The 22,323-nt window shown below is 43.2% G+C and carries 18 protein-coding genes; 17 read left to right on the top strand and 1 reads right to left on the bottom strand.

Features of this window, described 5'->3' with window-relative positions:
• From AC4E8D_RS15535 to AC4E8D_RS15565, 7 genes are all read left to right on the top strand, one after another.
• The gene (locus AC4E8D_RS15535; RefSeq protein WP_221821111.1) at positions 1–1,542 is read left to right on the top strand and encodes a response regulator; all 1,542 of its coding nucleotides are present in this window, start codon (positions 1–3) and stop codon (positions 1,540–1,542) included.
• 139 nt (positions 1,543–1,681) lie between these two features.
• Complete coding sequence (locus AC4E8D_RS15540; RefSeq protein WP_237175372.1) at positions 1,682–3,337, top strand: type 2 periplasmic-binding domain-containing protein; 1,656 nt, start codon at positions 1,682–1,684, stop codon at positions 3,335–3,337.
• 110 nt (positions 3,338–3,447) lie between these two features.
• On the top strand, positions 3,448–4,413 hold the full coding sequence (locus AC4E8D_RS15545) for an ABC transporter permease (RefSeq protein WP_083657036.1): 966 nt from the start codon (positions 3,448–3,450) through the stop codon (positions 4,411–4,413).
• Between the two features lie 12 nt (positions 4,414–4,425).
• A complete protein-coding gene (locus AC4E8D_RS15550) occupies positions 4,426–5,328 on the top strand; it encodes a carbohydrate ABC transporter permease (protein ID WP_017688457.1) in 903 nt (300 codons plus the stop codon).
• Between the two features lie 282 nt (positions 5,329–5,610).
• Positions 5,611–5,955, top strand: coding sequence for a response regulator transcription factor (locus AC4E8D_RS15555; protein ID WP_490206439.1), 345 nt, complete (start codon positions 5,611–5,613; stop codon positions 5,953–5,955).
• 19 nt (positions 5,956–5,974) lie between these two features.
• The gene (locus AC4E8D_RS15560; RefSeq protein WP_017688455.1) at positions 5,975–6,610 is read left to right on the top strand and encodes a hypothetical protein; all 636 of its coding nucleotides are present in this window, start codon (positions 5,975–5,977) and stop codon (positions 6,608–6,610) included.
• Entirely contained in the window at positions 6,603–7,565 is a 963-nt protein-coding gene (locus tag AC4E8D_RS15565; RefSeq protein ID WP_221821114.1) for a sensor domain-containing diguanylate cyclase, read from the top strand. The genes AC4E8D_RS15560 and AC4E8D_RS15565 overlap by 8 nt, the downstream gene beginning before the upstream one ends.
• Before the next feature lie 176 nt (positions 7,566–7,741).
• On the opposite strand, the gene AC4E8D_RS15570 is transcribed toward AC4E8D_RS15565, so the two are convergent.
• Positions 7,742–8,086 carry a winged helix-turn-helix transcriptional regulator gene (locus tag AC4E8D_RS15570; RefSeq protein WP_074095086.1) on the bottom strand — a complete coding sequence of 115 codons (345 nt, stop codon included), beginning with the start codon at positions 8,084–8,086 and terminating at the stop codon, positions 7,742–7,744.
• A gap of 266 nt (positions 8,087–8,352) precedes the next feature.
• On the opposite strand from AC4E8D_RS15570, the gene AC4E8D_RS15575 reads away from it, so the two are divergent.
• The 10 genes from AC4E8D_RS15575 (at position 8,353) to AC4E8D_RS15620 (ending at position 22,122) form a co-directional block, all read left to right on the top strand.
• Entirely contained in the window at positions 8,353–9,456 is a 1,104-nt protein-coding gene (locus AC4E8D_RS15575; RefSeq protein ID WP_221821116.1) for a Gfo/Idh/MocA family protein, read from the top strand.
• Between the two features lie 113 nt (positions 9,457–9,569).
• Positions 9,570–10,916 carry an NtaA/DmoA family FMN-dependent monooxygenase gene (locus AC4E8D_RS15580; RefSeq protein WP_221821118.1) on the top strand — a complete coding sequence of 449 codons (1,347 nt, stop codon included), beginning with the start codon at positions 9,570–9,572 and terminating at the stop codon, positions 10,914–10,916.
• Positions 10,917–10,930: 14 nt separating this feature from the next.
• On the top strand, positions 10,931–11,671 hold the full coding sequence (nfsA, locus tag AC4E8D_RS15585; RefSeq protein ID WP_221821120.1) for an oxygen-insensitive NADPH nitroreductase: 741 nt from the start codon (positions 10,931–10,933) through the stop codon (positions 11,669–11,671).
• Between the two features lie 144 nt (positions 11,672–11,815).
• Complete coding sequence (locus AC4E8D_RS15590) at positions 11,816–12,241, top strand: MarR family winged helix-turn-helix transcriptional regulator (RefSeq protein ID WP_221821121.1); 426 nt, start codon at positions 11,816–11,818, stop codon at positions 12,239–12,241.
• Between the two features lie 282 nt (positions 12,242–12,523).
• Positions 12,524–14,842 (top strand): glycoside hydrolase family 95 protein, encoded by a 2,319-nt coding sequence (locus tag AC4E8D_RS15595; protein ID WP_490206440.1) that lies wholly within the window; start codon positions 12,524–12,526, stop codon positions 14,840–14,842.
• 293 nt (positions 14,843–15,135) lie between these two features.
• Entirely contained in the window at positions 15,136–15,261 is a 126-nt protein-coding gene (locus AC4E8D_RS15600) for a hypothetical protein (RefSeq protein WP_490206441.1), read from the top strand.
• A 51-nt stretch (positions 15,262–15,312) separates the two neighbouring features.
• Positions 15,313–16,899, top strand: coding sequence for a response regulator (locus AC4E8D_RS15605; protein ID WP_490206442.1), 1,587 nt, complete (start codon positions 15,313–15,315; stop codon positions 16,897–16,899).
• Positions 16,900–16,904: 5 nt separating this feature from the next.
• On the top strand, positions 16,905–18,620 hold the full coding sequence (locus AC4E8D_RS15610; RefSeq protein WP_490206443.1) for a sensor histidine kinase: 1,716 nt from the start codon (positions 16,905–16,907) through the stop codon (positions 18,618–18,620).
• Between the two features lie 121 nt (positions 18,621–18,741).
• On the top strand, positions 18,742–20,403 hold the full coding sequence (locus tag AC4E8D_RS15615; protein WP_490206444.1) for an ABC transporter substrate-binding protein: 1,662 nt from the start codon (positions 18,742–18,744) through the stop codon (positions 20,401–20,403).
• 42 nt (positions 20,404–20,445) lie between these two features.
• A complete protein-coding gene (locus AC4E8D_RS15620) occupies positions 20,446–22,122 on the top strand; it encodes an ABC transporter substrate-binding protein (RefSeq protein WP_490206445.1) in 1,677 nt (558 codons plus the stop codon).
• Positions 22,123–22,323 lie beyond the last annotated feature (201 nt).

Consider the following 22,323-nt stretch of genomic DNA (forward strand, 5'->3'; position numbering starts at 1 on the left):
ATGTACAAAGTACTGTTAGTCGATGATGAACCATATGCCATTGAAGGTTTACAGCTTCTGATCAATTGGGAAAAGTATGGTTTTGAAATCAAAGGCGTGTGCGCCAACGGTGAGGAAGCCATTCGGATGATGGAACAAGATCGACCTGATCTCGTGGTGACAGACATTCGTATGCCCGTGATGAATGGGCTGGAACTTGTAGAAGAAGCACGACGATTGGAACATGAGTCTGTGCTGTTTGTCATCACGAGTGGATACAGTGACTTTAATTATGCCAGACAAGCTATTCGATTAGGTGTCTCCAATTATTTAACCAAACCGGTTGACAGTACAGAAGCAGAGGATATGTTGGTCCGTCTCCGTATGCAATTACAGGAACGTGAAACCCAGGAGCGTATACGGGAACATGCAAACGAGCAAAGGATCAAAGCGTTTTTGACTGCACTGATTAAGGATAAGCAAAATATATCGGAGGAGGAGATGTCGGAGTTCCTTCCTCGTTTAAACAAGTCCCATTGGGCATACCTGCGGATAGCCTTTCAGGGAGATATTCAGGAAGTCTGTTCAGTAGTTGAACAAACGGCTGAAGAAACAACTTCCTGTTATGTGATAGATAGAACAAGAGACTCATTGGGACTTGTATGGGGGGAGGAAACGAATGATAGAAAAGAGACATTTGAAGCAATTAAAGCTTTTACCCAGCGTTTGATGAACACCATGCAACATAACGATTGCGAAGATATCCATATCGCGGTCGGATTAACGGTCAACAAACTGGAGCATTTATCTGAATCCTTCCGCTCTGCTCAGGAAGTTGGGCGTTATTTGTTTTTTAATCAAGAGCGTCTTTTGTTTGCCGAAGATATTCAGCTGGAGAATTGGCAGTTTGATCCTGAAACGCTATCAGAAGTGGACCACATTTGCGATTTGCTTGAAAACGGTTCTGTAGAGGAACTCTCGTCTGCGATTCGGAGTGCTTTTGAACTGTTTGTACAGATGAAGGCTGCGCCAGAGATTGTACATATTTTCTCTACCCATATTATATTCCGCGGACTGTCCCTGTGTAGAGAATTAGGAGGAGAACCTAATGCTCTAATGAATGAATTGGCGAGCGGAATTCTGGAGAAGGGCCATCGAAATATAGAAGAGGTTGCTAACAATCTGGAACATTTCTGTTTGCAATGCAAGTCAGAACTGGCTATTTTCCGGGAGAGACAAATGGGTGGCATCCAGGCGACGGTTGCTGAATATGTGCAGATGCATTACAGGGAGACATTTACGATCCAGGAGCTCGCAGAACGATTCTACGTGAATCCTGTCCATTTAGGGCAATCCTTTTTGCGAAAGTATGGTAAGGGTGTAATTGAGGTAGTACATGATCTAAGAATGGAAGAAGCGAAGCGTCTGCTCCAGCAGACGAATCAAACATCAAGTGCGATTGCAGAGCAGGTAGGGTACCGCAGTTACCAGCATTTTCTCAGACACTTCGAAAAACGAACAGCCATGAAACCAGTAGAATACAGGCAAAAGTATGCGAATTGATCGATGAAAAAGAAGAACCCCTCCTGAATAAGACCTACAATTACAGGGGGGTAGACCTTAAATGTATATATTTTGTAACCGCATACATTTCTTCATACTAAAAACAGTAAGACATACCACTTCCAAGGAGGGCAAGTACATGGGGGGACTTAAGAAAAAGAAGCTTTGGGGTTCCGTATCACTCGTTCTGGCTTTGAGTTTGGCACTTGCAGGATGCAGCGGTGACAATGAGAAAGCGACTACAAAGGATGGGAAAGAGGTACTGAACATCACGGCCTTTATCGGAACGCCAAATCAGGCGCCAGCTAAAGATAACCGAATCTACAAGAAGATCCAGGATGAACTCGGCGTTAATCTTGAGATGGAGTTTCTTGTGGGTGATCTTCAACAGAAGCTCGGCGTTATGATTGCCGGAGGCGATTTCCCGGATCTGATCACAGCAGACACCAAGTTGGTCTCAGCGGGTGCGGTTATTCCGCTCGAAGATCTCATTGAAGAGCATGCACCTAATCTGAAGAAACATTTCGGTAAAGACTGGAACCGGATGAAAGATTCCAGTGACGGACATATTTACTGGTTGCCTAACTATGGAGTGTATACAGGGGAGTTCATTAGTAACTATTATTCTGGTCCTGCATTCTGGATCCAAAAGTCCATACTGAAGGATGCTGGGTACCCAACTCCTAAAACGTTGGATGATTTCACAAAGTTGGTCCGTGATTATGCAGCCAAGAATCCAACGATTGATGGTCAACCGACGATTGGTTTCACTACATTGGCTTCAGACTGGCGGACGTTCCCTTTGCTTAACCCACCTGAACATCTTACAGGTCACCCCAATGACGGGGGCGTAGTCGTAGATGATAGTGGAGTCGCAACCGTTTTTGCCGACAAAGATATCTCCAAACGGTATTATAAGGAACTAAACAATCTGTATAACGAGGGATTGCTGGATAAAGAAGCCTTTGTTCAGAACTACGATCAATATCTGGCCAAAATTTCTTCGGGACGTGTGCTTAGTATGTTCGACCAGCACTGGAATTTCCAAGCCGGCGAAGACCCACTCGTAGCACAGGGGAAAATTGGCCAGACATACGTAGGCTTCCCGCTTGTCTATGATACAAGTATCACAGATCATTATCTGGATCGTCCGGTCATTAACTTGAACAATGGTTTTGGTATCAGTAAAGATGCCGAAGACCCTGTCGCACTCATCAAATTCCTCGATAAGCTCATGGACGAGAAGTACCAGAAGCTCTTGTCATGGGGTGAAGAGGGTGTAGACTATCAAGTGAATGAAGAGGGAAGATTCTATCGTACACCAGAGCAACGGACAGAGCAGGATGATCCAGCATGGAGATTGGTTAACAAAGCTGAAGGTTTCTACGCTGCTGCACCGAAGCTCGAAGGAACATTTGAAGATGGCAATGCGATTGGAGCGATCAACCAACCTGAGGAATTCTATGACAACCTCAAACCGGAAGACAAAGAACTTCTGGATGCTTATGGCTTCAAAACGTGGAGTGACTTCTTCTCTCCTGCACCAGAAAATCCAGTGTACTATCCAGCATGGCAGGTCGATCTGAAAGAAGGCTCTGATGCTGCGGTAGCGAACAAACAAATGACAGACACTTCGTTGAAATTCTTGCCTAAGGCGATCATGTCAAAACCGGATGAGTTCGATAACATTTGGACTGAATATGTAGACGCTTACAAGAAAATCGATGTCAAATCCTATGAAGACAGGATTAATGAACAACTGAAATGGAGAATCGAGAACTGGTCTGTTAAATAAAAAAATGCGGCAATGATTCTCTCGGAAGGTATCAACCAAAGGATTACTCAGGCGAGTGCCTTCCGAGACATCATGTTAAAGTCGCTGCAAGCCAATAGGAGGAGTGAAAGATGGCGAACACGCCTGGAGCCATACCAGAGCAAACCACCCGTACAGTCGTTCCCAAAGCACCACTGTTAAAACGATTGCGCGGACAAAGACAACTCATGTTTATGTCATTGCCCATCGTTGCGTACATTCTCGTATTCTCGTATTATCCCATTTGGGGCTGGGTTATGGCCTTTCAGAATTACAGTCCTGCGAAGAGTTTCACGCAGCAGGAATGGGTCGGGCTCAAACACTTTAAGTTTTTGCTAACAGACGATGCATTTCTTAACGTGCTTCGTAATACCATTGCGATGAGCGTCATCAATATGGTGCTCGGATTTGCGACAGCAATTATATTTGCCATATTACTTAATGAGATCAAACATAAGTTTTATAAACGAACCATTCAAACAATTTCGTATTTACCTCACTTTCTCTCATGGATTATTGTGACAGGTATCGTTGCAAGTTCACTATCTGTTGATGGTGGGATTGTGAATGTGGTGCTCATGAAGCTGCATATCATTCAAGAACCTATCATGTGGCTTAGCGTTCCGGAATACTTCTGGGGCATTGTAGGCGCATCCCATGTATGGAAAGAAGTTGGCTGGAATGCCATTATTTATTTGGCGGCCATCACGTCTATCGATCCTTCCCTCTATGAAGCGGCAGAGATTGATGGTGCGAACCGATATAAGAAAATGCTGTATGTGACCTTACCCGGAATCAAATCCATTGTTATCATTTTGCTGATCATGAATATGGGCTGGATTTTGGAAGCTGGATTCGAGGTTCAGTATCTGTTAGGTAATGGTGTGGTTGTCGACTGGTCACAGACGATAGATATATTTGTCCTGAAATACGGACTACAGATCGGAAATTATTCTTTGGCTACTGCGGCAGGTATCTTCAAAACAGTAGTTAGTATTACGCTGATCTTTGCGGCGAATTCAATTTCCAAACGGCTCGGGGAAGACCGATTAATATAAGGGGGACTAGAGATGGGAATCAATAAATCTCGGCTTGAACCGATTGTCTTCCATACGTTAAATGGTATACTGATGATCGCAATCGCGATTGTTACCCTGTATCCGTTTGTGAATACACTCGCCGTATCATTCAATGCCGGTAATGACACCATCCGGGGTGGGATTTATCTGTGGCCTCGGGTATGGACAGATCAAAACTACAGAGCAGTATTTGCAGGAGGGACCATCTTCAGCGCCTTTGGTATATCTGTGGCGAGAACGGTTTTGGGGACAGTTTTAAGTCTATTCTTAACCTCCATGCTGGCTTACACACTAAGCCGAAAAGATTATATATTACGAAAGCCCATTACCATTACAGTTGTTCTTACGATGTATTTTAGTGCAGGTCTTATTCCAACCTACTTCCTAATGAAAGATTTGCATTTGTTAAACAACTTCCTGGTGTACATTATCCCTGGGCTGATCAGTGCCTTTAATATGATTGTTATTCGAACCTATATCCAGACACTACCCGAGGGATTGATCGAATCCGCCAAAATTGATGGTGCTGGAGATTTCAGAACATTCATTTCCATTATTCTACCGCTGTGCCAACCTGTTCTCGCTACTGTTGCACTGTTCATTGCAGTCGGTCAATGGAACTCTTGGTTTGATACGTTTTTGTATGCATCTTCCAAACAAAACCTGAGCACGCTGCAATATGAGTTGATGAAACTATTATCATCTTCTATGAATTCCAACAGCAGTGCAGCCGTTGCCAATGGTGCAGATCTTGGCGCTGCGCGTAACATGGTCACACCTGTATCTATTCGGGCAGCGATTACGATTGTTGCCGCATTACCCATCTTAGTCGTATATCCATTTTTGCAGAAGTATTTCGTTCATGGCTTGCAGCTTGGAGGGGTAAAAGAGTAAACTTAATGCAGTTCCAGATAACCGATCAAAACGGTCACTAGGTGACCGTTTTTTTTATGTTTTTTTAACGACGGGCGGTAGTATGTCAATTGCACACGAATCTAACTTATTCAATAATGTTGTTGACAATTAAATTAAAGTTACTATAATTTATATTTACTTGATTCACCTGTCAGTCTCTTTTCAGGGTGCCACTGCGCGCGAAAGCCCTATATCAAGAACTGTCCACAGCGCCTGACCATCCCGAGCTCTTACCATTTTATCAAGGAGACTGAAGAGAAAATGAAAGTATTAATTGTAGAAGACTCCATTTTCGTACAGAAATTGCTTACAAAGCTGATTGTTGATCATATTCCAGAATGTGAGATTCAGATTGCTAACAATGGAGAGCAAGGATACAACCTATTTAAGGAATTTCAACCTGATTTTATAACCACCGACCTGCTGATGCCTGGTTTGAACGGACAAGAAATGCTTCGTATGATTCGAGAAACGGATAGCAATGTCAAAATTATTATCTTATCTGCAGATATTCAGAAGACAACTAGGGATGAAGTTGAAATGTTAGGCATTTCTGGTTTTTTGAATAAACCGTTAACCGCAGAGAAGGCAACGACCATGATTTAACTGATTCAGGCGGCCTATCATGCTGAATGATTTACAGAAGGATTTGCTTACTGAACTAGTGAACGTTTACGTGGGACAAGCGGCTAACATGTTGTCAGAGATTGTAGACAAGCGTATCGTTTTGAATATTCCGGAAGTGGAACTAATCTCCATATCCGATGTTGATCCTGGAGATCGAAGATACAACATTTTCTTTAGTGAAGGTCACCTGTTTAGGTCATCCTTACAGTTTGGATACGAATTTCAGGGAAAAGCATTTCTGATGTTTCCTGTTGAGCAGGCTAAAGTATTGGCAAACATCTGTCTTGGAGAACTGGGTGAGAGCGTTATACCGAACGATCCGAACCTGATGGATACGGATTTGGACGTTTTGAAGGAAGTTAGCAATGTCCTGCTTAACGCCATTATTGGAGAATTCGGTAATTTCCTGGAGATCAAACTGGAATACGTCCTGCCTGATATTGAACTGATCTATGTCACCAATTCCGATCAACAAATATTGCTTCAGAATGAAGTCTATGTCCTGGTTTTACATACCTCGTTTTTACTTGCCGATACGGATGTGACAGGTATCATTGTCATAGCATTAAGTATGAACTCCATATCAAGCCTGCTGGCCAAAATGGACGCTTTGTTGGAGGCGGACAATGGATAATCTTATTTCACAAGCTTTGAACAAAGCCCATATGGGAATAATGATCGTGGACAGGCATTTGAAAGTTGTTGTGTGGAATGCCTGGTTGGAGCGCTTTACTGGCAAGAATGTAGAAGAGGTACTAGGCTTGAATCTGCTTGAGGTCTGCCCGCGGTTTAAGTCAAATATCTATCTAAATATCTTGCAAAATGCGCTGTATCATGGACAGAGCAGATTTTGCTCAAGCGCGTTACATAAGGCATTCATTCTTCCTAATGAAGGAGAGGATGAACAATTATTCAGACAAAATATGCATGTTGAACCGCTCTATCATGAAGATCGGAGTTATGCCCTCATTCAGATTACTGACATGACACACACCAATACCAGGGTATATAAACTTAAAAATCTGATCAAAGAACTGGAGACGGAGTACGCCAAAATCAAAATCTCCGAAAAAATCAGCAAGCATTTGTCTTTGCATGATCCACTTACAGGTCTGCCTAATCGTCTTGCTTATAATGACCGTCTTGCCTGGGCTATCAGTAATGCCAAAAGAAACCATAGCAAACTAGCTGTCATGTTTGTCGATGCTGATGGGTTTAAACAAGTGAATGATACATATGGACACCATGTTGGCGATCAAGTGTTGCTGGAAATGGCAAAGCGATTAAGCGAAACAATTCCAAGTGCGGACACGGTAGCTCGGCTTGGCGGGGACGAATTCATCATTTTAAGCCATCTGAAAGATGATCACGATGCTGAAGTCATTGCCAAAAGATTGGAAGCTGCATTTAGTACCCATTTCAAAATTGCCGGAAACTATATCAACCTTTCGATGAGTATTGGTATCAGCCTATTTCCCAAGCATGGACAGGAGCCTTCCGAACTTCTGAGACATGCGGATGGAGCCATGTACAAGATTAAAAAGAATGGCAAGAATGGTTACGGAATTTATGAGCCTGAAAATGTTTAAGAAATCTAAAAATGTCTTTTAATAAAGTTGCTACAATAGCAACTTTATTTGTCTATAAAGAGAAGTCTGAAAGAGGCGATAGTCAGAACAGTACCAAAAGCAAGGGAAAAAAAAAGAAGAAAAACATATCTCCCCCCTTTAACAAAGATGTAATATGGAAGCCTAGTTTAAATTGCTTAGCCGTATTCTTTGCCGAAGTCCTCCATCTTTTCAAGGATCGGTAGTAACTTCATTCCCTTGTCTGTTAACGAATACTCAACTCGCGGAGGAACTTCCGGATATACATCACGTTGAATAACACCATCATTCTCCAACTCTTTAAGCTGCTTTGTGAGGGAGCCTTGAGACAGATCTCCAAGGAATTTTTTGATATCCGTATATCGACGTGTTTCGTCTTTTAGGTACCATAAAATGAAATATTTCCAACGCCCAGAAAGGACATTCTGAGTAAAAGCTATGGCGTACATATCACTTTTTCCATCTATAAACTCTTGTTCAAATCCTTCATTGCAAACTCTCATTCATATCACTCCTGATCCAAAGGTACAAAAAGATGTACTATGTTCATTTAAATTGCCCTCTTTGCAAACAAAACAAATACACCTATGATGGTGTCAACACCAAAACAATTTTAGTTTACCTAAAATGCGAAAGAATAATAATGTTATCTCGATTGAATAGTTAGCAAGCTAAATAAAATATATCATAGAAATGAGTGACTTATAAGGGCTGGAGACAAATCAATATTCAATCATACTGTAAATATTAACAAGGGAGATGTTTAACAATGAGTAAAAAAATTCGTACAGGTATCATAGGAGCATCCATTAATAACGGGTGGGCGAGTGGTACACATATTCCAGCTATTCAGCATTTGGATGAATTCGAGCTTACAGCGGTTGGGACAAGTAATATGGTGAGTGCAAAGAAAAGCGCAGAAGCTTTTCGGGCAGATCATGGCTTTGATAATATGGAGGAGTTGGCTCAGCACCCTGATGTGGATATGGTTGTTGTCAGTATTAACGTCAAGGAACATTATAATGCAGTCAAAGCCATCGCTCCTGCTGGCAAACCAATCTATTGTGAATGGCCACTGGGTTCTAATACAGAGGAAGCGCTTGAAATGCAGGAATGGGTAGCGTCCGCGCAACTGCCAAATGCGATTGGATTACAGGCTAGACAAGCCCCGGCCGTTCAATACGTAAAAGATTTATTGGCAGACGGTTATGTGGGTAAAGTGTTGTCTGCCAACCTGAAGATCGCTATAGATGGCATGGGTGGCGTAGGTGACAAGTCGACTGCGTACTTGTATGACCGGAAAGTTGGAGGGAACTTGCTGACCATTGTAGGGGGCCATAATCTGGATGCCTTCACTTTCATGCTTGGGGACTTTACAGAATTGTCTGCCACCACAGCTCAACAGTTTCCAGAAGTTGAATTGGTTGATATTCAGAAAGTCATCAAGAAAACAACGGATGATCAGATCATGATTACAGGAAAATTGACTAATGGGGCAGCAGCCAGTGTCCATATTCAAGGTGGAGTTAAACATCAGACAGGACTCACACTTGAAATCTTCGGAGACAACGGCACAATTGTGCTGAGCGCTCCTGCATCCATTCAATTCGGATCGCACCAATTACGCGGTGCAGGATCTACGGACAACGAGCTTCGTGAACTAACCATTCCCGATGTCTATTTCTCGGCTCCAAATTCTCTATATAACGACTCCGGATTTGTTCTAAACATGGCTCAGGCTTATCGCAAGTTTGCCAAAGATATTCAAGAAGGCACTACCTTAGCACCTACTTTCGCGGATGCGGTGAAACTTCATCAGTTACTGGATGCCGTCGAGAAATCAGCCCAGACCGGTGAACGTCAATACCTATAACCCTCCCTGAATGGAACAAAATCGGATCCATCCATATACTTAGCATGCTAAATATATTCGCGCTATAGTAAGGGCACACATTGTGCCTTTCCAGAACGAAGGAGAAAATCGTTATGAAAAAAAGAAGTGAAATGCAACTGGCTTTACAGATGGTTTCGGGTTATGGAGCCGAATTTAGCGCATGGAGAATGCCTGGCACGGATCCTGCAGCTTACACCAATATGGATAGTTATGTAGAACGGGCTAAATTAGCTGAACAAGGAAAATTTCAAATGATTTTCATTGCTGATACTCCAGCATTATCCAATAATTTAGGTCCACAGACGCCTATGTTTCCTATGGACCCCATGTTGGCACTTATGGCAGTAGCAAGAGAGACACAACACATCGGGCTTGTTGCTACCCTCTCTACAACATTTAATTATCCCTACAACATTGCACGTCAGTTCAAAGCACTGGATGTTATCAGTCATGGACGTGTGGGCTGGAATGCGGTTACCACATCCGACCCCCTAGCGGCGGCTAATTTCGGTGCCCGGGTTGAAAATCGCCAAGAACGCTATGACAAGGCACATGAAAGCATACAAATTGTTCAGGCCTTGTGGGGGAGTTGGGAACCAGACGCTTGGACGTTAGATGTAGAAGGAGGGGAATTTGCTGATATGGACAAAATCCAGCCTATAAACCTTCAGGGTCAGTATTATGCATCTCGTGGTCCTTTGCCCATTCCCCCCTCTGAGCAAGGGCAGCCAGTGATTTTCCAGGCAGGGGGAGGAGGAGAAGGATTAGAATTAGCTGGGAAATATGCTTCCGGAGTGTACGCCAATCCTTATGATATTACGTCTGCCCGTGAACACAGACAAGCCATAAGGCAAAGTGCTGCCCGTTTCGGTCGAAACCCCGATGATATCAAAATGTTTGCAGGGTTTATGTTTTCTCTGGCTTCAACGGAGGAAGAAGCTCTGGATCGTCGGAAACAGCTTATGAGCTTCAATCCTCAGGAAATCCCCAGCAGGGTAAGTTACCTCGGATCCATGGTTGGTTTACCATTGTCGGTAAACTCAGTAGATATAGATCAACCTTTAGCGGCAGACTTGTTAAAAAATGCTTATGCCAACCCCATGGACCCCCGTTCTCCGAGAGCTTTAAAGTTATTAAAAGATGGACTCTCTGTAAGGGATGTTCTCGCTCACGGGGTCATCAACTATCATCCGGTTGTTGCAGGCACCCCGACACAGGTTGCTGACTTCTTAGAAGAATGGTTTTTGGCTGAAGCATGTGACGGATTCTCAGTTGTGCCCGATGTATCTTTTGATGGCGTTGCAGATTTTGTGAATCAGGTAGTACCTATCTTGCAGGAACGCGGTTTGTTCCATAAGGAATATGAAGGAAAAACACTACGCGAGAATATGGGCGTTCCCTACGAATACGGATTGCAGGAACATGGAATCAACGAATAAAGGAGAGCTTTTTAATGAATAACACACTCGAATTGCTTCATAACCATACATCGTTTCGTTCTTACACATCTCAACCCCTAACTGAGGAACAAATAGATGCAATATTTCAGGCAGCAAATCAAACTTCATCGTTCAGTCTTCTGCAGGCGGTATCCATTATACGCATCACAGATCCAGTACTTCGAAAAAAACTCAGACATCTCTGTGTCGATCAACCCTATATTGAAGAAGCGGCCGAATTCTGGATCTTCTGTGCAGATTTCAACCGAAATCATGAAATCGCTCCAGATGTGGATATTGAATATATTGAATTTCTGTTGATTGGTTCATTCGATGCTGGCCTGATGGCACAAAATGCGTTAACCGCGGCTGAATCGCTGGGACTTGGCGGAGTATTCATTGGTGGGGTCAGAGCCAATATTAGCGAACTATCTGACGTATTGAATTTACCAAAATATGTTATCCCTCTGGTGGGATTATGTATCGGTAATCCAGCTGGAGATAAGCCGGAACTGAAACCTCGGCTCCCTCAATCCATGATATTGCTTGATAATCAATACCAACCAATGGATCAAGAGAAATTAGCAATCTATGATGAGACCATGCTGAAGTATTATGAAAATCGTCCGACGAGAGCTCCTTTCACCGTAAAAAAAGTAAAAGGATGGAGTGACCATATCCAAGATCACCTCGAGAGAAGTATTCAACCGCAAATGATGACCTATTTGAACAAGCAAGGTTTTGCCAAAAAATAAGCTTTACGATAAAATGCAATCTTTGTTGTGAAAATTGGATAGGAAGAGGCCCTTATAACGACACTAAGGTGAATTGACACTTAAATATCCCCATGATACATTTAGTCTGCTAAATATAATTCGGATGTTAGGGAGGGATCGTTCATGACAGATGCAGTAGATTGTGATATTCGACAGTCCTTAGATCGAATTTCCTCCCAAATGCGTCGAAACTATAGTGAATCTCTCCGGGAACTAAATCTCTATGTAGGACAAGATAATTTGTTGTATCGGCTGTGGTTGGGTGATGGGGTAACACAGATGCAACTAAGTGAACATATGAAATGCGAACCACCAACGGTTACAAACATGGTCAAATCACTGGAGCAGAATGGATTTATATATCGCAAACGTGATGAACAGGATGCAAGGATCATGCGTATTTTTCTAACCGATAAGGGGAAAGAATTAGAAAAACCGGTTGAGGATAAATGGAGAGAGCAGCAAGAGAAACTACTTCAATCCATTTCTTCGGAAGATCGGCTGATATTGAGGCAATTCATGCAACAAATGGAGCGAAATATTTTATAACTTAAGCTTCACGTAAGCTAAATCAAATGAACGAAGCAGAGCCGCTAATTATAGCGGCTTTTTTTATTGCCAATAGCTATACTTCCTTGTCCAGAACAAGAATTTGTACTGTCCGTTTCGGAATTTAGGATTATACCTCTAATGCTGGGATAAGATTGTGATAATTCAAGTTAATTTTGTTCATTTAGATGCTGAAGAGATTACAGTACACTGAAAGGACATACAAACGGAACACACTAAACAAGAAAAATGTGAGGAATATAATTCGTTGGAGGTTTTAACGTGAAGACCAAAAATATCTGGTTTAATCAACCTGCTGGAACATGGGAAGAGGCATTACCTATCGGAAATGGAACTCTTGGAGGCATGATTTTTGGCAAAACACAGATCGAGAGAATTCAGCTTAATGAAGATAGTCTGTGGTATGGTGGTCCGATGCAGCGGAATAATCCTCAAGCACTTGAATCTTTATCTCAGATCAGAAGCCTGATTTTTGACGGTAAGATTAGGGAAGCAGAAGAACTCGCAGCAGATACTCTGGTAGGTGTTCCTGACGGGCAAAGACATTATGAGCCATTGGGGGACTTCTATATCGCTATGGACCACAGTGAACATGAACCGAATGAATATCAAAGACATCTCGATCTGGAACATGGCAAGGTAAACGTGAATTATACCGCAGATCAATCCATTTACAGCCGTGATTATTTTGCCAGCTACCCGGATCAAGTGCTCGTTGCTCATCTCAAATCTAGCGTACCTGGAAAGTTATCTTTCTCCACTATTTTTGGCAGGGGAACCGTTCTGCAATCAACATCCTATTCAGATATTCTTAAGCATCCTGTTGGTTTCCAATCCTATCTGGACCGGATCGAGAAGCGTGGAACGAATGACTTGATCATCCGAGGAAGAAGTGGGGGAGAAGAAGGAATTCGATTTTGTTGTGCGATTCGCCTTATATCTGAAGGGGGGCAGGTTCATTATTCAAGCGGTCAGCTTTCTCTGAAGGATGGTAATTCAGCAACTATTCTAATCACGGCTTGCACGGATTTCCGAGTACCCAAGGAACAACTCGAAGCGGAGTGCCTCCGAAGAATTGAAGCTGCTTCCGCAAAACCATATAGCGAACTGCTCACCGATCATGTCTCGGACTATCAATCCTTATTCGTAAAGATGGATATACATCTCGAAGATGAAAATAAAGATGTGATATGTTCCGAACTTTCAATCGATCAGCGCCTTGAGCGGCTTAGAGCTGGAAAGCATGATCCGGAACTGTTGAGTCTATACTTTCAATTTGGTCGCTATCTGCTTATCTCAAGCAGTCGTCCAGGTTCTTTACCTGCAAACCTTCAAGGGATATGGAATAAAGACATGCTTCCTGTATGGGATAGCAAATATACGATTAATATTAATACACAGATGAACTATTGGCCTGCAGAAAGCTGCAATCTGTCTGAATGTCACATTCCATTGTTTGATTTTATAGATCGACTGCAAGTCCGGGGAAAGGAAACCGCTAGAACCATGTATGGATGCAAGGGGTTCGTTGCTCATCACAATTCGGATATCTGGGCAGACACTGCTCCGCAGGATGTATGTATGACATCGACGTTTTGGACTATGGGTGGAGCGTGGCTTTCATTACATCTATGGGACCACTACGAATACAATAAGGATGTTCAATTTCTCAAAAAAGTTTACTCCACGATGAAAGATGCGGCTATGTTTATTCTGGATTATCTTACAGAGGATCCTTCCGGCAATTGGGTGATATGTCCTTCGTCCTCACCGGAAAATCGCTATATATTAGATAATGGAGAGTCGGGGGCTTTATGTTTTGGTGCTTCAATGGACAATCAGATTATTAGAGAACTCTTCACGCGTTGCATTGAAAGTACCCGGATATTGCAGGAAGATCAGGAATTCGGGGAAGTACTCCGTAGTGCTTTAACCAAAATACCGGAGACCTCCATTGGCAAACATGGCCAGATCCTAGAGTGGAGTAACGATTATGATGAATTGGAACCTGGCCACAGACATATTTCCCATTTATTCGCTTTGCATCCTGGAACGCAAATTACGTTGCAATCAACGCCTGATCTGGCGATGGCAGCTCGCGTAACACTCGACAGAAGACTGGAACACGGTGGTGGACACACAGGATGGAGCAGGGCGTGGATTCTCAATATGTGGGCACGATTAGAGGAGTCGGAACTTGCACACGATAACATCGTGGAACTTCTACGTTCCTCCACGTTACCCAATCTGTTTTGTGACCATCCTCCATTTCAAATTGATGGGAACTTTGGAGGTACTGCAGGGATAGCAGAGATGCTTCTCCAGAGCCATAACGAAGTAATCAGATTGTTACCTGCTTTGCCGGCAGCGTGGCCAAAAGGATATATTCATGGTATTCGGGCTCGGGGCGGATTTGAAATAGATCTGGAATGGGAAAATGGTCGTCTGTTCAATACCAGAATTCGCTCTATTGCAGAATCAAGAGTAACCCTATCCTATCTGGACCAAAAGATGGAATTAACCTTCCCTGGCCCCAATGCCATGATTGAATTAAAAGGGGATAAATGGAATAATAAATAAGCACTTACCGATTACCTGAGCGAATACCGGCTGACAAAATTGCCGGGTGAATTCGCTCTTTTTTTTTGCTGAAATAAGATATAGGCAAAAGTTGGCGTGTTTTTGCTCAATGCAAATAAGATTTATCAAACAGGTATTCTGAGGTCTCATTCATATCAGATATATGACCTCCTATCGTTTCGCGCAATAAATATAGCCGTTTGTGCAATGAAATTGCAGACGTGAACCTATAAAATGTAACCATCCTAACATGATGGATACCATCGGGTGGGGTTGTCAGACCTATAATCGTTATGATCAAGAATTCGGCTATGGCAAAAAAGGATGGATATCTGAACGCTTCTGTCATTCGGAAGGACTGGTCATGGATCGATCATCGAACTACAACAGTCACCATATTAGATTCATTCCGCCGATAGGGAGAGATGCTACCGGCGGTTTATTTTCGTTGGAGGAGAGGGGACACACGGATGTTAAAAGTATTACTGGTAGATGACGAGATGTATGTACGAAAGGGGCTGTATGAACTCATAGATTGGATGGATCTTAATATGGAGATTATCGGAGAGGCAGAGAACGGTGCAGAGGCATTAAATCTGATTGAAAGCCTGCAACCAGACGTGATTATAACAGATATCCGCATGCCAATCCTGGATGGATTGGAACTGATACGTGCCGTTGAGAAAGTGCCACATCTGGAACCTGTGTTCATTATCATCAGTGGTTATCATGACTTCAAATATGCACAGCAGGCAATCCGGTACGGCGTTCATGACTATATCCTGAAGCCTATTGATGATGAAGAACTGACGGCGACGTTGCAGAAGTCGGCTAATCTGATTTGCAATAAAAGAAAACATATTCTTTTGGCTGAGGGACAGGCCAGTAACATCATGCTGGAGGATGTGATCAAAGGCCATGTACAGAAGGAAGATGAACATCGATATGCCGAGATGATCGGGATCAATCGTAACTCCAGTCTGCTCATGACTTTGATTGAACTTCAGACCGGATTAGATGAAATTAAAATTACCATTGAACAGCTACGTGAAGCAGTACATTCTCTGGAGAGTAATTTATGCAAAATGTTCATCAGTGAGCAACAACGTGGCATGTTTGCATTATTACTGTTGTGGCCTGATCATCATCAAGGGGGTCCGGCGTTACAGGATAAACTGCACAATATTCATATAACACTGAGCAAAAGGTTTAACCTGGATATCGGTCTTTACGCAGGAACACTCGTCAAAGAAATTGGTGATGTCCCACAATCCCTTATGGCGGCTGAAGAAGCAGCCAAGCATAAATATGCTGAAACTGGTGGTGTCGTACGTTATACGGAGATCAAGGACAAACCGCTGTTTGTTTTCAATGTATACCAGGACGAGGTGGATCACTTAATCTTGAGCCTGGAAGAGGGGAATAGGTCAGCTTATCACAAGGTTGTAGAGGAGAAATTCAAATTGTTTCATATGAATCGATTTTCTCCTCATGCTGTATCGGGTTCTCTTTTGCGTTATATAACGGGTATTCTCGCTGTAGTCAACGAAATGGGTGGTAATGATGAAGGGTTGCAGCAGCTGAAGGAGCTGGCACAACAAAGTCATGAAGGTTGGAATTTACGACTATTGAAAAATGCTTTTCTCACCGCGCTGGAGGAAGCCGAGGATTATGTCTCTCATCTGCGGATGGAACGATCCAAAGGAGATATCAGCAAGATCAAACGATATATTGATGCAAATTATACCGAGAACATCAATCTCAAAAGCATTGCTGCACTCTTCTACATGAATCCCGTTTATCTTGGGCGATTATTCCGCAAAAGTTACAATCAATATTTCAATGACTATCTGTTGAACCTGCGTATTCATGAGGCGAAGAAGTTATTGCGCCAGACGGATCTGAGAATGTACGAGGTTGCTGCACGCGTAGGATTTCAGAATGCGGATTATTTTGTAACCCAGTTTGAGAAACTTGTTAAGTTATCGCCTACAGAATATCGAAATCTCCTTATGGGAAATGAGCAGCGAGGTGCACAATGCCAAGATGGAACCTGAACTACATGAAGCTTCGAGATAAGCTATTGCTGATGTATGTCCTGTCCGTGTTTATCCCCATCGTTGTTACCAATGTGGTGTTCTACAATGTCACATCCGCCAATATTCGCAGTCAGAAAACTCGTGATGCCGGCATGGCACTGAACAATCTGAAGAATGACCTGCGGGTAACCATTGATCAAGGCGTCGGCCTCTCTTATTCGTTATATACTGACCCTGTATTCAATGACACCATCTCCCGTTCATTTCAAAGTCATTTTGAGTACATTGACGCTTATAATTCCTATCTAAAAGGGCAATTCTCCGGTCAAATGAATCAGGGAATTCGCTGGTATCAAGTGTATACCGATAACTCTACCATTTTATCTTCCGGTTATATTGATCGTTTAACTGACGATGTCCGCAACTCGGACTGGTACGTTCAATTTCAGGCATACTCCGCCCCTTATCCGGCATTGATCTCATCGGATCAGATGTTAAGTCTGGTTCAAAGGCTCGACAATCTGGACACTGGGGGGAGAGAGCAGTTACTTAAAATTGACCTGAATATGGATATGATCAAGCAGTATTTTCACAACAGCGGATTTGATGGAAAAGTGTATCTTCTTGATCCGGGGGGACACATCCAATTTTCAAATGATCCTACAGCAGAAGAAGCTCAGACAGGGAAACGTTACAGCGAGATCCAGTTTCCGAACAAAATGATTCCCTTTGAAATTACGTATACAGGTATTAACTATCTGGAAGGGTGGTCCCTGCATGGAGTGATGGATGAAGAAATTGTGTTGAAGGAGGTGCGGAAGTCCCGTTCCTTCGTCGTATGGCTGGCTTGTATTAATTTTGTCCTGCCTTCTATTATCATTGCGGCTATGTCCAGATCCATCCATGTCAGGCTGGTGCGCATTCTGAAACATATGAAAAAAGTAAAAACACAGAATTTCCAGACGATTCCCCCTGAAGATGCAAGAGATGAAATAGGTCAACTCACGATGGAATTTAATCGAATGACCGAGACGATCCATAACCTGATTCATGAGGTATATCTCGCTGACATCCAAAAGAAAGACCTGGAGTTAAAGCAGCAGCAAGCACAGCTTCATGCGCTTCATAGTCAGATCAACCCACATTTTTTGTTTAATACCCTGGAGTCGGTACGTATGCGGAGCCTCATCAAAGGCGAGAAAGAGACTGCCAAAATCGTGCATAACATGGCTAAGATGTTTCGCAAGTCGATTAGTTGGAATCAGAATGATGTGACAGTGAAGGAAGAATTGGAACTCATCGAGAGTTTTTTGCAAATTCAAAAATACCGCTTTGGAGAAAAACTCCAATATACCATTGAGGCAGATCCAGCGGTACTGATGTACCGAATCCCCAAGATGGTGATCCTTCCCTTTGTTGAGAATGCAAGTATTCATGGAATTGAGTCATCTCCGGGTGCAGGTATCATTCAACTCTTCGTTTCAATGGAAAATGATAAGCTCCATATCAGACTAACGGATAACGGTATAGGGATGTCACAAGCAAAATTGGAAGAGTTGCTAAGTTACCTGGATCAAAACACCGATATGGGAGAGCATGTTGGCATGAAAAATGCGTATAGTCGCTTAAAACTTTGTTATAAAAATTACTTTACATTCGACATCCAGACATGGGAAGGAGAAGGTACGCGTATCCAAATTAAGCTTCCACTTGATCCATCAGCCATGCCAGGTGACTAAATACGAGGGATATACTTTTCAAAGTAGGAGGTACACTTTCATGGGTAACTTTGAAAGCGCTATCTTGATATATTGAGAAGGCTTAAAGACACAAACAATACTTCAAGGGGGCATTTACTACATGTTTAGAAAAAAAAACATTATAACAGGTCTGGCCATTTTACTGGCTGTAACCCTGGCAGGGTGTAATAAAGCCAGCCCGGAAGCCTCTTATCCTGACAGTAATGACAACACCCCGGTCACCTTTAAATATTTCACGTTTGGGGGTGGCAAGAAGGACATTCTGGCAAGCAGCACGACCATTGGCAAGAAGCTACAGGAACAAACAGGTGTTGACTGGAAGATGGAATATCTGGTCGGTGACGGTGCAACCAAGGCAGGAGTGATGATTGCGAGTGGGGATTACCCCGACATCATCGACTCCAGTGGTGAAATGGCTAAATTGATGGATGCAGGATCTTTTATCCCGCTGGATGAACTGATCGATCAATACGGGCCTAACATTAAGCGGGTATATGGGCCTTATATGGACAAATTCAGACAGGAGGATGGAAAGATCTATTTCTTGCCATACACTGCCAACATCGGTTATGTGTCAGAGCCTAACTTTCAGACCGGCTTCTATATTCAGCGTGCTGTGTTAAAAGAGTTTAACTATCCCAAGATCAAAACGCTGGACGAATATTTTGACTTGATTGAGCAATACAAGCAAAAGCATCCGCAGATCGATGGAAAAGAAACTATCGGCTTCGCTACACTTGCGGGTGAATCGGGCAGCTTTTTCACCCTGCTAAATCCAGCTATACATCTCGCAGGTTATCCAAACGATGGCAGTGTGATGGTGGATATGCAGAGTCATGAAGCCAAACTGGTAGCCGGATCTGATTATCAGAAACAATGGATTCAGAAGCTAAGCGAGGTTAACGCACAGGGGATGTTTGATCCAGAATCGTTCACAATGAACCAGGATCAGTATCTCGCCAAGTTGACATCCGGTCGGGTGCTGGGATATTTCAGTTACTCCTGGCAGGTTGGAGACGCAACGAACAATCTCAAGAAGGCTGGTATAGACGATAAACGTTACGTATCTCTACCGATCGTATTTGATGACAGTGTCAAAGACCAGTATGTGGACCCGCCAGGTTTTGTGAACAACTATGGTGTCGGAATTACCGTAAATGCCAAAGATCCCGTGCGAATTATTAAATATTTTGATAATTTGCTTAAGGAAGAAAACCAGATTCTGGTTCAATGGGGGATTGAGAACGAGACGTATAGTGTGAATGATGAGGGCCGCTTTTACTTTGAAAATGATGACCAACGCAAGGCACATGAAGATCCGGAATTAAGTCGTAAATTCGGCTTTGACTATTTTAATTACAGCTGGCCTCGTTACGGGAATAACTCCGTGCTGGAGGATGGCAACGCCTATGGACCGGGCAACCAACCAGAAGTGGCTACCTTTAGTTACACGGACGGTGACAAGCTGTTGTTAGAGAAATATGGTGTGGAGACATTCACAGAACTATTCAGCACACCGGATGAGCGTCCTTGGTCTCCTGCTTGGTCTATTGCACTGGAGCAGGGCTCTCCTGAACAGATTTTTATCACCAAGGCAGAAGACCTCCAGAAGAAATATTTACCCAAAATGATTATGGACTCACCTTCCATTTTCGAGAACACATGGAATGAATATAGGAGTCAATTAAATCAACTCGACAAGAAAACATACGAAGCTACGATAACGCAGGCAGTTAAGGATCGTGTAGCTGGCAAATGGTGAGTGTAATCCATAAGAGAACACACGGAACGGGGGAATATTCACATGTTAAAACCAAAATTTAGAACAGCGGGTTTAGCCATATTACTAACAGCTTTGCTGGCTGGGTGCAGTCAGAACAACTCGTCATCAGCGCCTTCAGCCACAGGTGATGATGATAACAGTCCAGTCACGTTCTCGTATTACATGTTCTCTCCAGGCAAGAAGGATGCTCTGGCAAGCGAAACAACAATCGGTAAAGCGTTGCAAGAGCAGACCGGTGTGGACTGGAAGTTGGAATATCTGGTAGGTGATAGTGCTACCAAAGCCGGTGTCATGATTGCCAGTGGAGACTATCCTGATGTCATTAGCTCCAGTGGTGAGATGTCCAAGTTGCTGGATGCCGGGGCCTATATTCCGCTGGATGATCTGATTGAGGAATACGGCCCTAACATCAAAAGGGTGTATGGACCATATTTCGATAAAATGAAAAATGCCGAAGACGGAAAAATCTATGCTTTGCCTTATACGGCTAATCAGGGTGAGTATTCAGGTAGTCCAAATGTGGGCGGAGGAGCTTTCTGGATTCAACGATCTGTGCTCAAAGAGTTTGATTATCCCAAGATCACTACACTGGATGAATATTTTGATCTGATCCAGGATTACAAGGAAAAACATCCAACTGTCGACGGTGCAGACACAATCGGATTTGTGTCACTTGCGGGTGTGGCTAATAACTTCTTCACACTGCAAAATCCAGCGATGCATCTTGCCGGTTATCCGAACGATGGCAGTGTCATGGTCGACATGACTACCCATGAGGCAAAAGTTGTCGCCGGAACAGATGCCCAGAAAAAATGGATTCAGAAGTTAAATGAAATCAATGCTCAAGGCATGCTTGATCCGGAATCCTTTACGATGAACAAAGACCAGTACTTGGCCAAGCTGACTTCGGGTCGTGTGTTAGGATACTTCAATTATGGCTGGCAGGTTGGAGACGCGTCGAAAAACCTGCTCTCGGCAGGCATTGATGAGAAACGTTATGCACCACTTCCGATTGTGTTTGATGAAGGAATTAAGGATCAGTATGTTGATCCTCCGGGCTTTGTCAACAACTATGCAACAGGCATCTCGGTGAATGCCAAAGACCCTGTTCGTATCATTAAATATTTCGATAATTTGCTGAAGGAAGAGAATCAGGTTCTGGTGCAATGGGGAATCAAGGACGAGACGTACAGTGTGGATGATAAGGGCAGATTTTATTTTGCAAATGAGGATCAACGCAAAGCCCATGATGATCTGGAGCTGAGCCGTAAATTCGGGTTCACTTACTTCGGATCAGACTGGCCGCGATATGGCGGTGAATCTACACTTACCGATGGTAATGCTTATAGCCCTGGCAACCAGCCAGAAGTAGCCGCTGCATCTTACACCGAGGGAGACAACAATTTCCTTGAAGCCTACGGTATCCAAACCTTTAGTGAATTATTTAACAAACCGGAAGAGCGGCCATGGTTCCCCGCATGGTCCATCGCCCTTGAGCAAGGATCACCTGAACAGATCTTCACCACCAAATCGGATGATCTGCAACGTAAATACTTACCGGAAATAATCTTGGGAGCACCATCGAATTTTGATAAGCTGTGGGATGCCTACATGGCTGAATTGAACAAATTGGACAAAGCTGGTTATGAAGCGACCATTACCAAAGTTGTGAAGGATCGTGTAGCAGGAAAATGGTAATACGAACACTTTAAGTGCATGTTCAATAAGACCGGTTTTCAGTACCAAGAAGATGGGATGAAGCTAGAAATGGAGTAGCGGAGCGTAGGGAAAACTACGTGAGCAACGGACATTTCGGCTGAATTCCATATTCGATGCTGATGATGCCGCAAGGCGTCTTTCGTAATCAAAAGCGGACTTTTTGAACAACCTCTTTAAAAC

It is taken from the genome of Paenibacillus sp. SRL342 (genome assembly GCF_984798905.1).

What these genes read in the sequence shown, in the direction of transcription:
- AC4E8D_RS15535 (WP_221821111.1), top strand. Translation starts at nt 1, where the DNA reads ATGTACAAAGTACTGTTAGTCGATGATGAACCATATGCCATTGAAGGT.
- AC4E8D_RS15540 (WP_237175372.1), top strand. Translation starts at nt 1,682, where the DNA reads ATGGGGGGACTTAAGAAAAAGAAGCTTTGGGGTTCCGTATCACTCGTT.
- AC4E8D_RS15545 (WP_083657036.1), top strand. Translation starts at nt 3,448, where the DNA reads ATGGCGAACACGCCTGGAGCCATACCAGAGCAAACCACCCGTACAGTC.
- AC4E8D_RS15550 (WP_017688457.1), top strand. Translation starts at nt 4,426, where the DNA reads ATGGGAATCAATAAATCTCGGCTTGAACCGATTGTCTTCCATACGTTA.
- AC4E8D_RS15555 (WP_490206439.1), top strand. Translation starts at nt 5,611, where the DNA reads ATGAAAGTATTAATTGTAGAAGACTCCATTTTCGTACAGAAATTGCTT.
- AC4E8D_RS15560 (WP_017688455.1), top strand. Translation starts at nt 5,975, where the DNA reads ATGCTGAATGATTTACAGAAGGATTTGCTTACTGAACTAGTGAACGTT.
- AC4E8D_RS15565 (WP_221821114.1), top strand. Translation starts at nt 6,603, where the DNA reads ATGGATAATCTTATTTCACAAGCTTTGAACAAAGCCCATATGGGAATA.
- AC4E8D_RS15570 (WP_074095086.1), bottom strand. Translation starts at nt 8,086, where the DNA reads ATGAGAGTTTGCAATGAAGGATTTGAACAAGAGTTTATAGATGGAAAA.
- AC4E8D_RS15575 (WP_221821116.1), top strand. Translation starts at nt 8,353, where the DNA reads ATGAGTAAAAAAATTCGTACAGGTATCATAGGAGCATCCATTAATAAC.
- AC4E8D_RS15580 (WP_221821118.1), top strand. Translation starts at nt 9,570, where the DNA reads ATGAAAAAAAGAAGTGAAATGCAACTGGCTTTACAGATGGTTTCGGGT.
- nfsA (WP_221821120.1), top strand. Translation starts at nt 10,931, where the DNA reads ATGAATAACACACTCGAATTGCTTCATAACCATACATCGTTTCGTTCT.
- AC4E8D_RS15590 (WP_221821121.1), top strand. Translation starts at nt 11,816, where the DNA reads ATGACAGATGCAGTAGATTGTGATATTCGACAGTCCTTAGATCGAATT.
- AC4E8D_RS15600 (WP_490206441.1), top strand. Translation starts at nt 15,136, where the DNA reads ATGATCAAGAATTCGGCTATGGCAAAAAAGGATGGATATCTGAACGCT.
- AC4E8D_RS15605 (WP_490206442.1), top strand. Translation starts at nt 15,313, where the DNA reads ATGTTAAAAGTATTACTGGTAGATGACGAGATGTATGTACGAAAGGGG.
- AC4E8D_RS15610 (WP_490206443.1), top strand. Translation starts at nt 16,905, where the DNA reads ATGAAGCTTCGAGATAAGCTATTGCTGATGTATGTCCTGTCCGTGTTT.
- AC4E8D_RS15615 (WP_490206444.1), top strand. Translation starts at nt 18,742, where the DNA reads ATGTTTAGAAAAAAAAACATTATAACAGGTCTGGCCATTTTACTGGCT.
- AC4E8D_RS15620 (WP_490206445.1), top strand. Translation starts at nt 20,446, where the DNA reads ATGTTAAAACCAAAATTTAGAACAGCGGGTTTAGCCATATTACTAACA.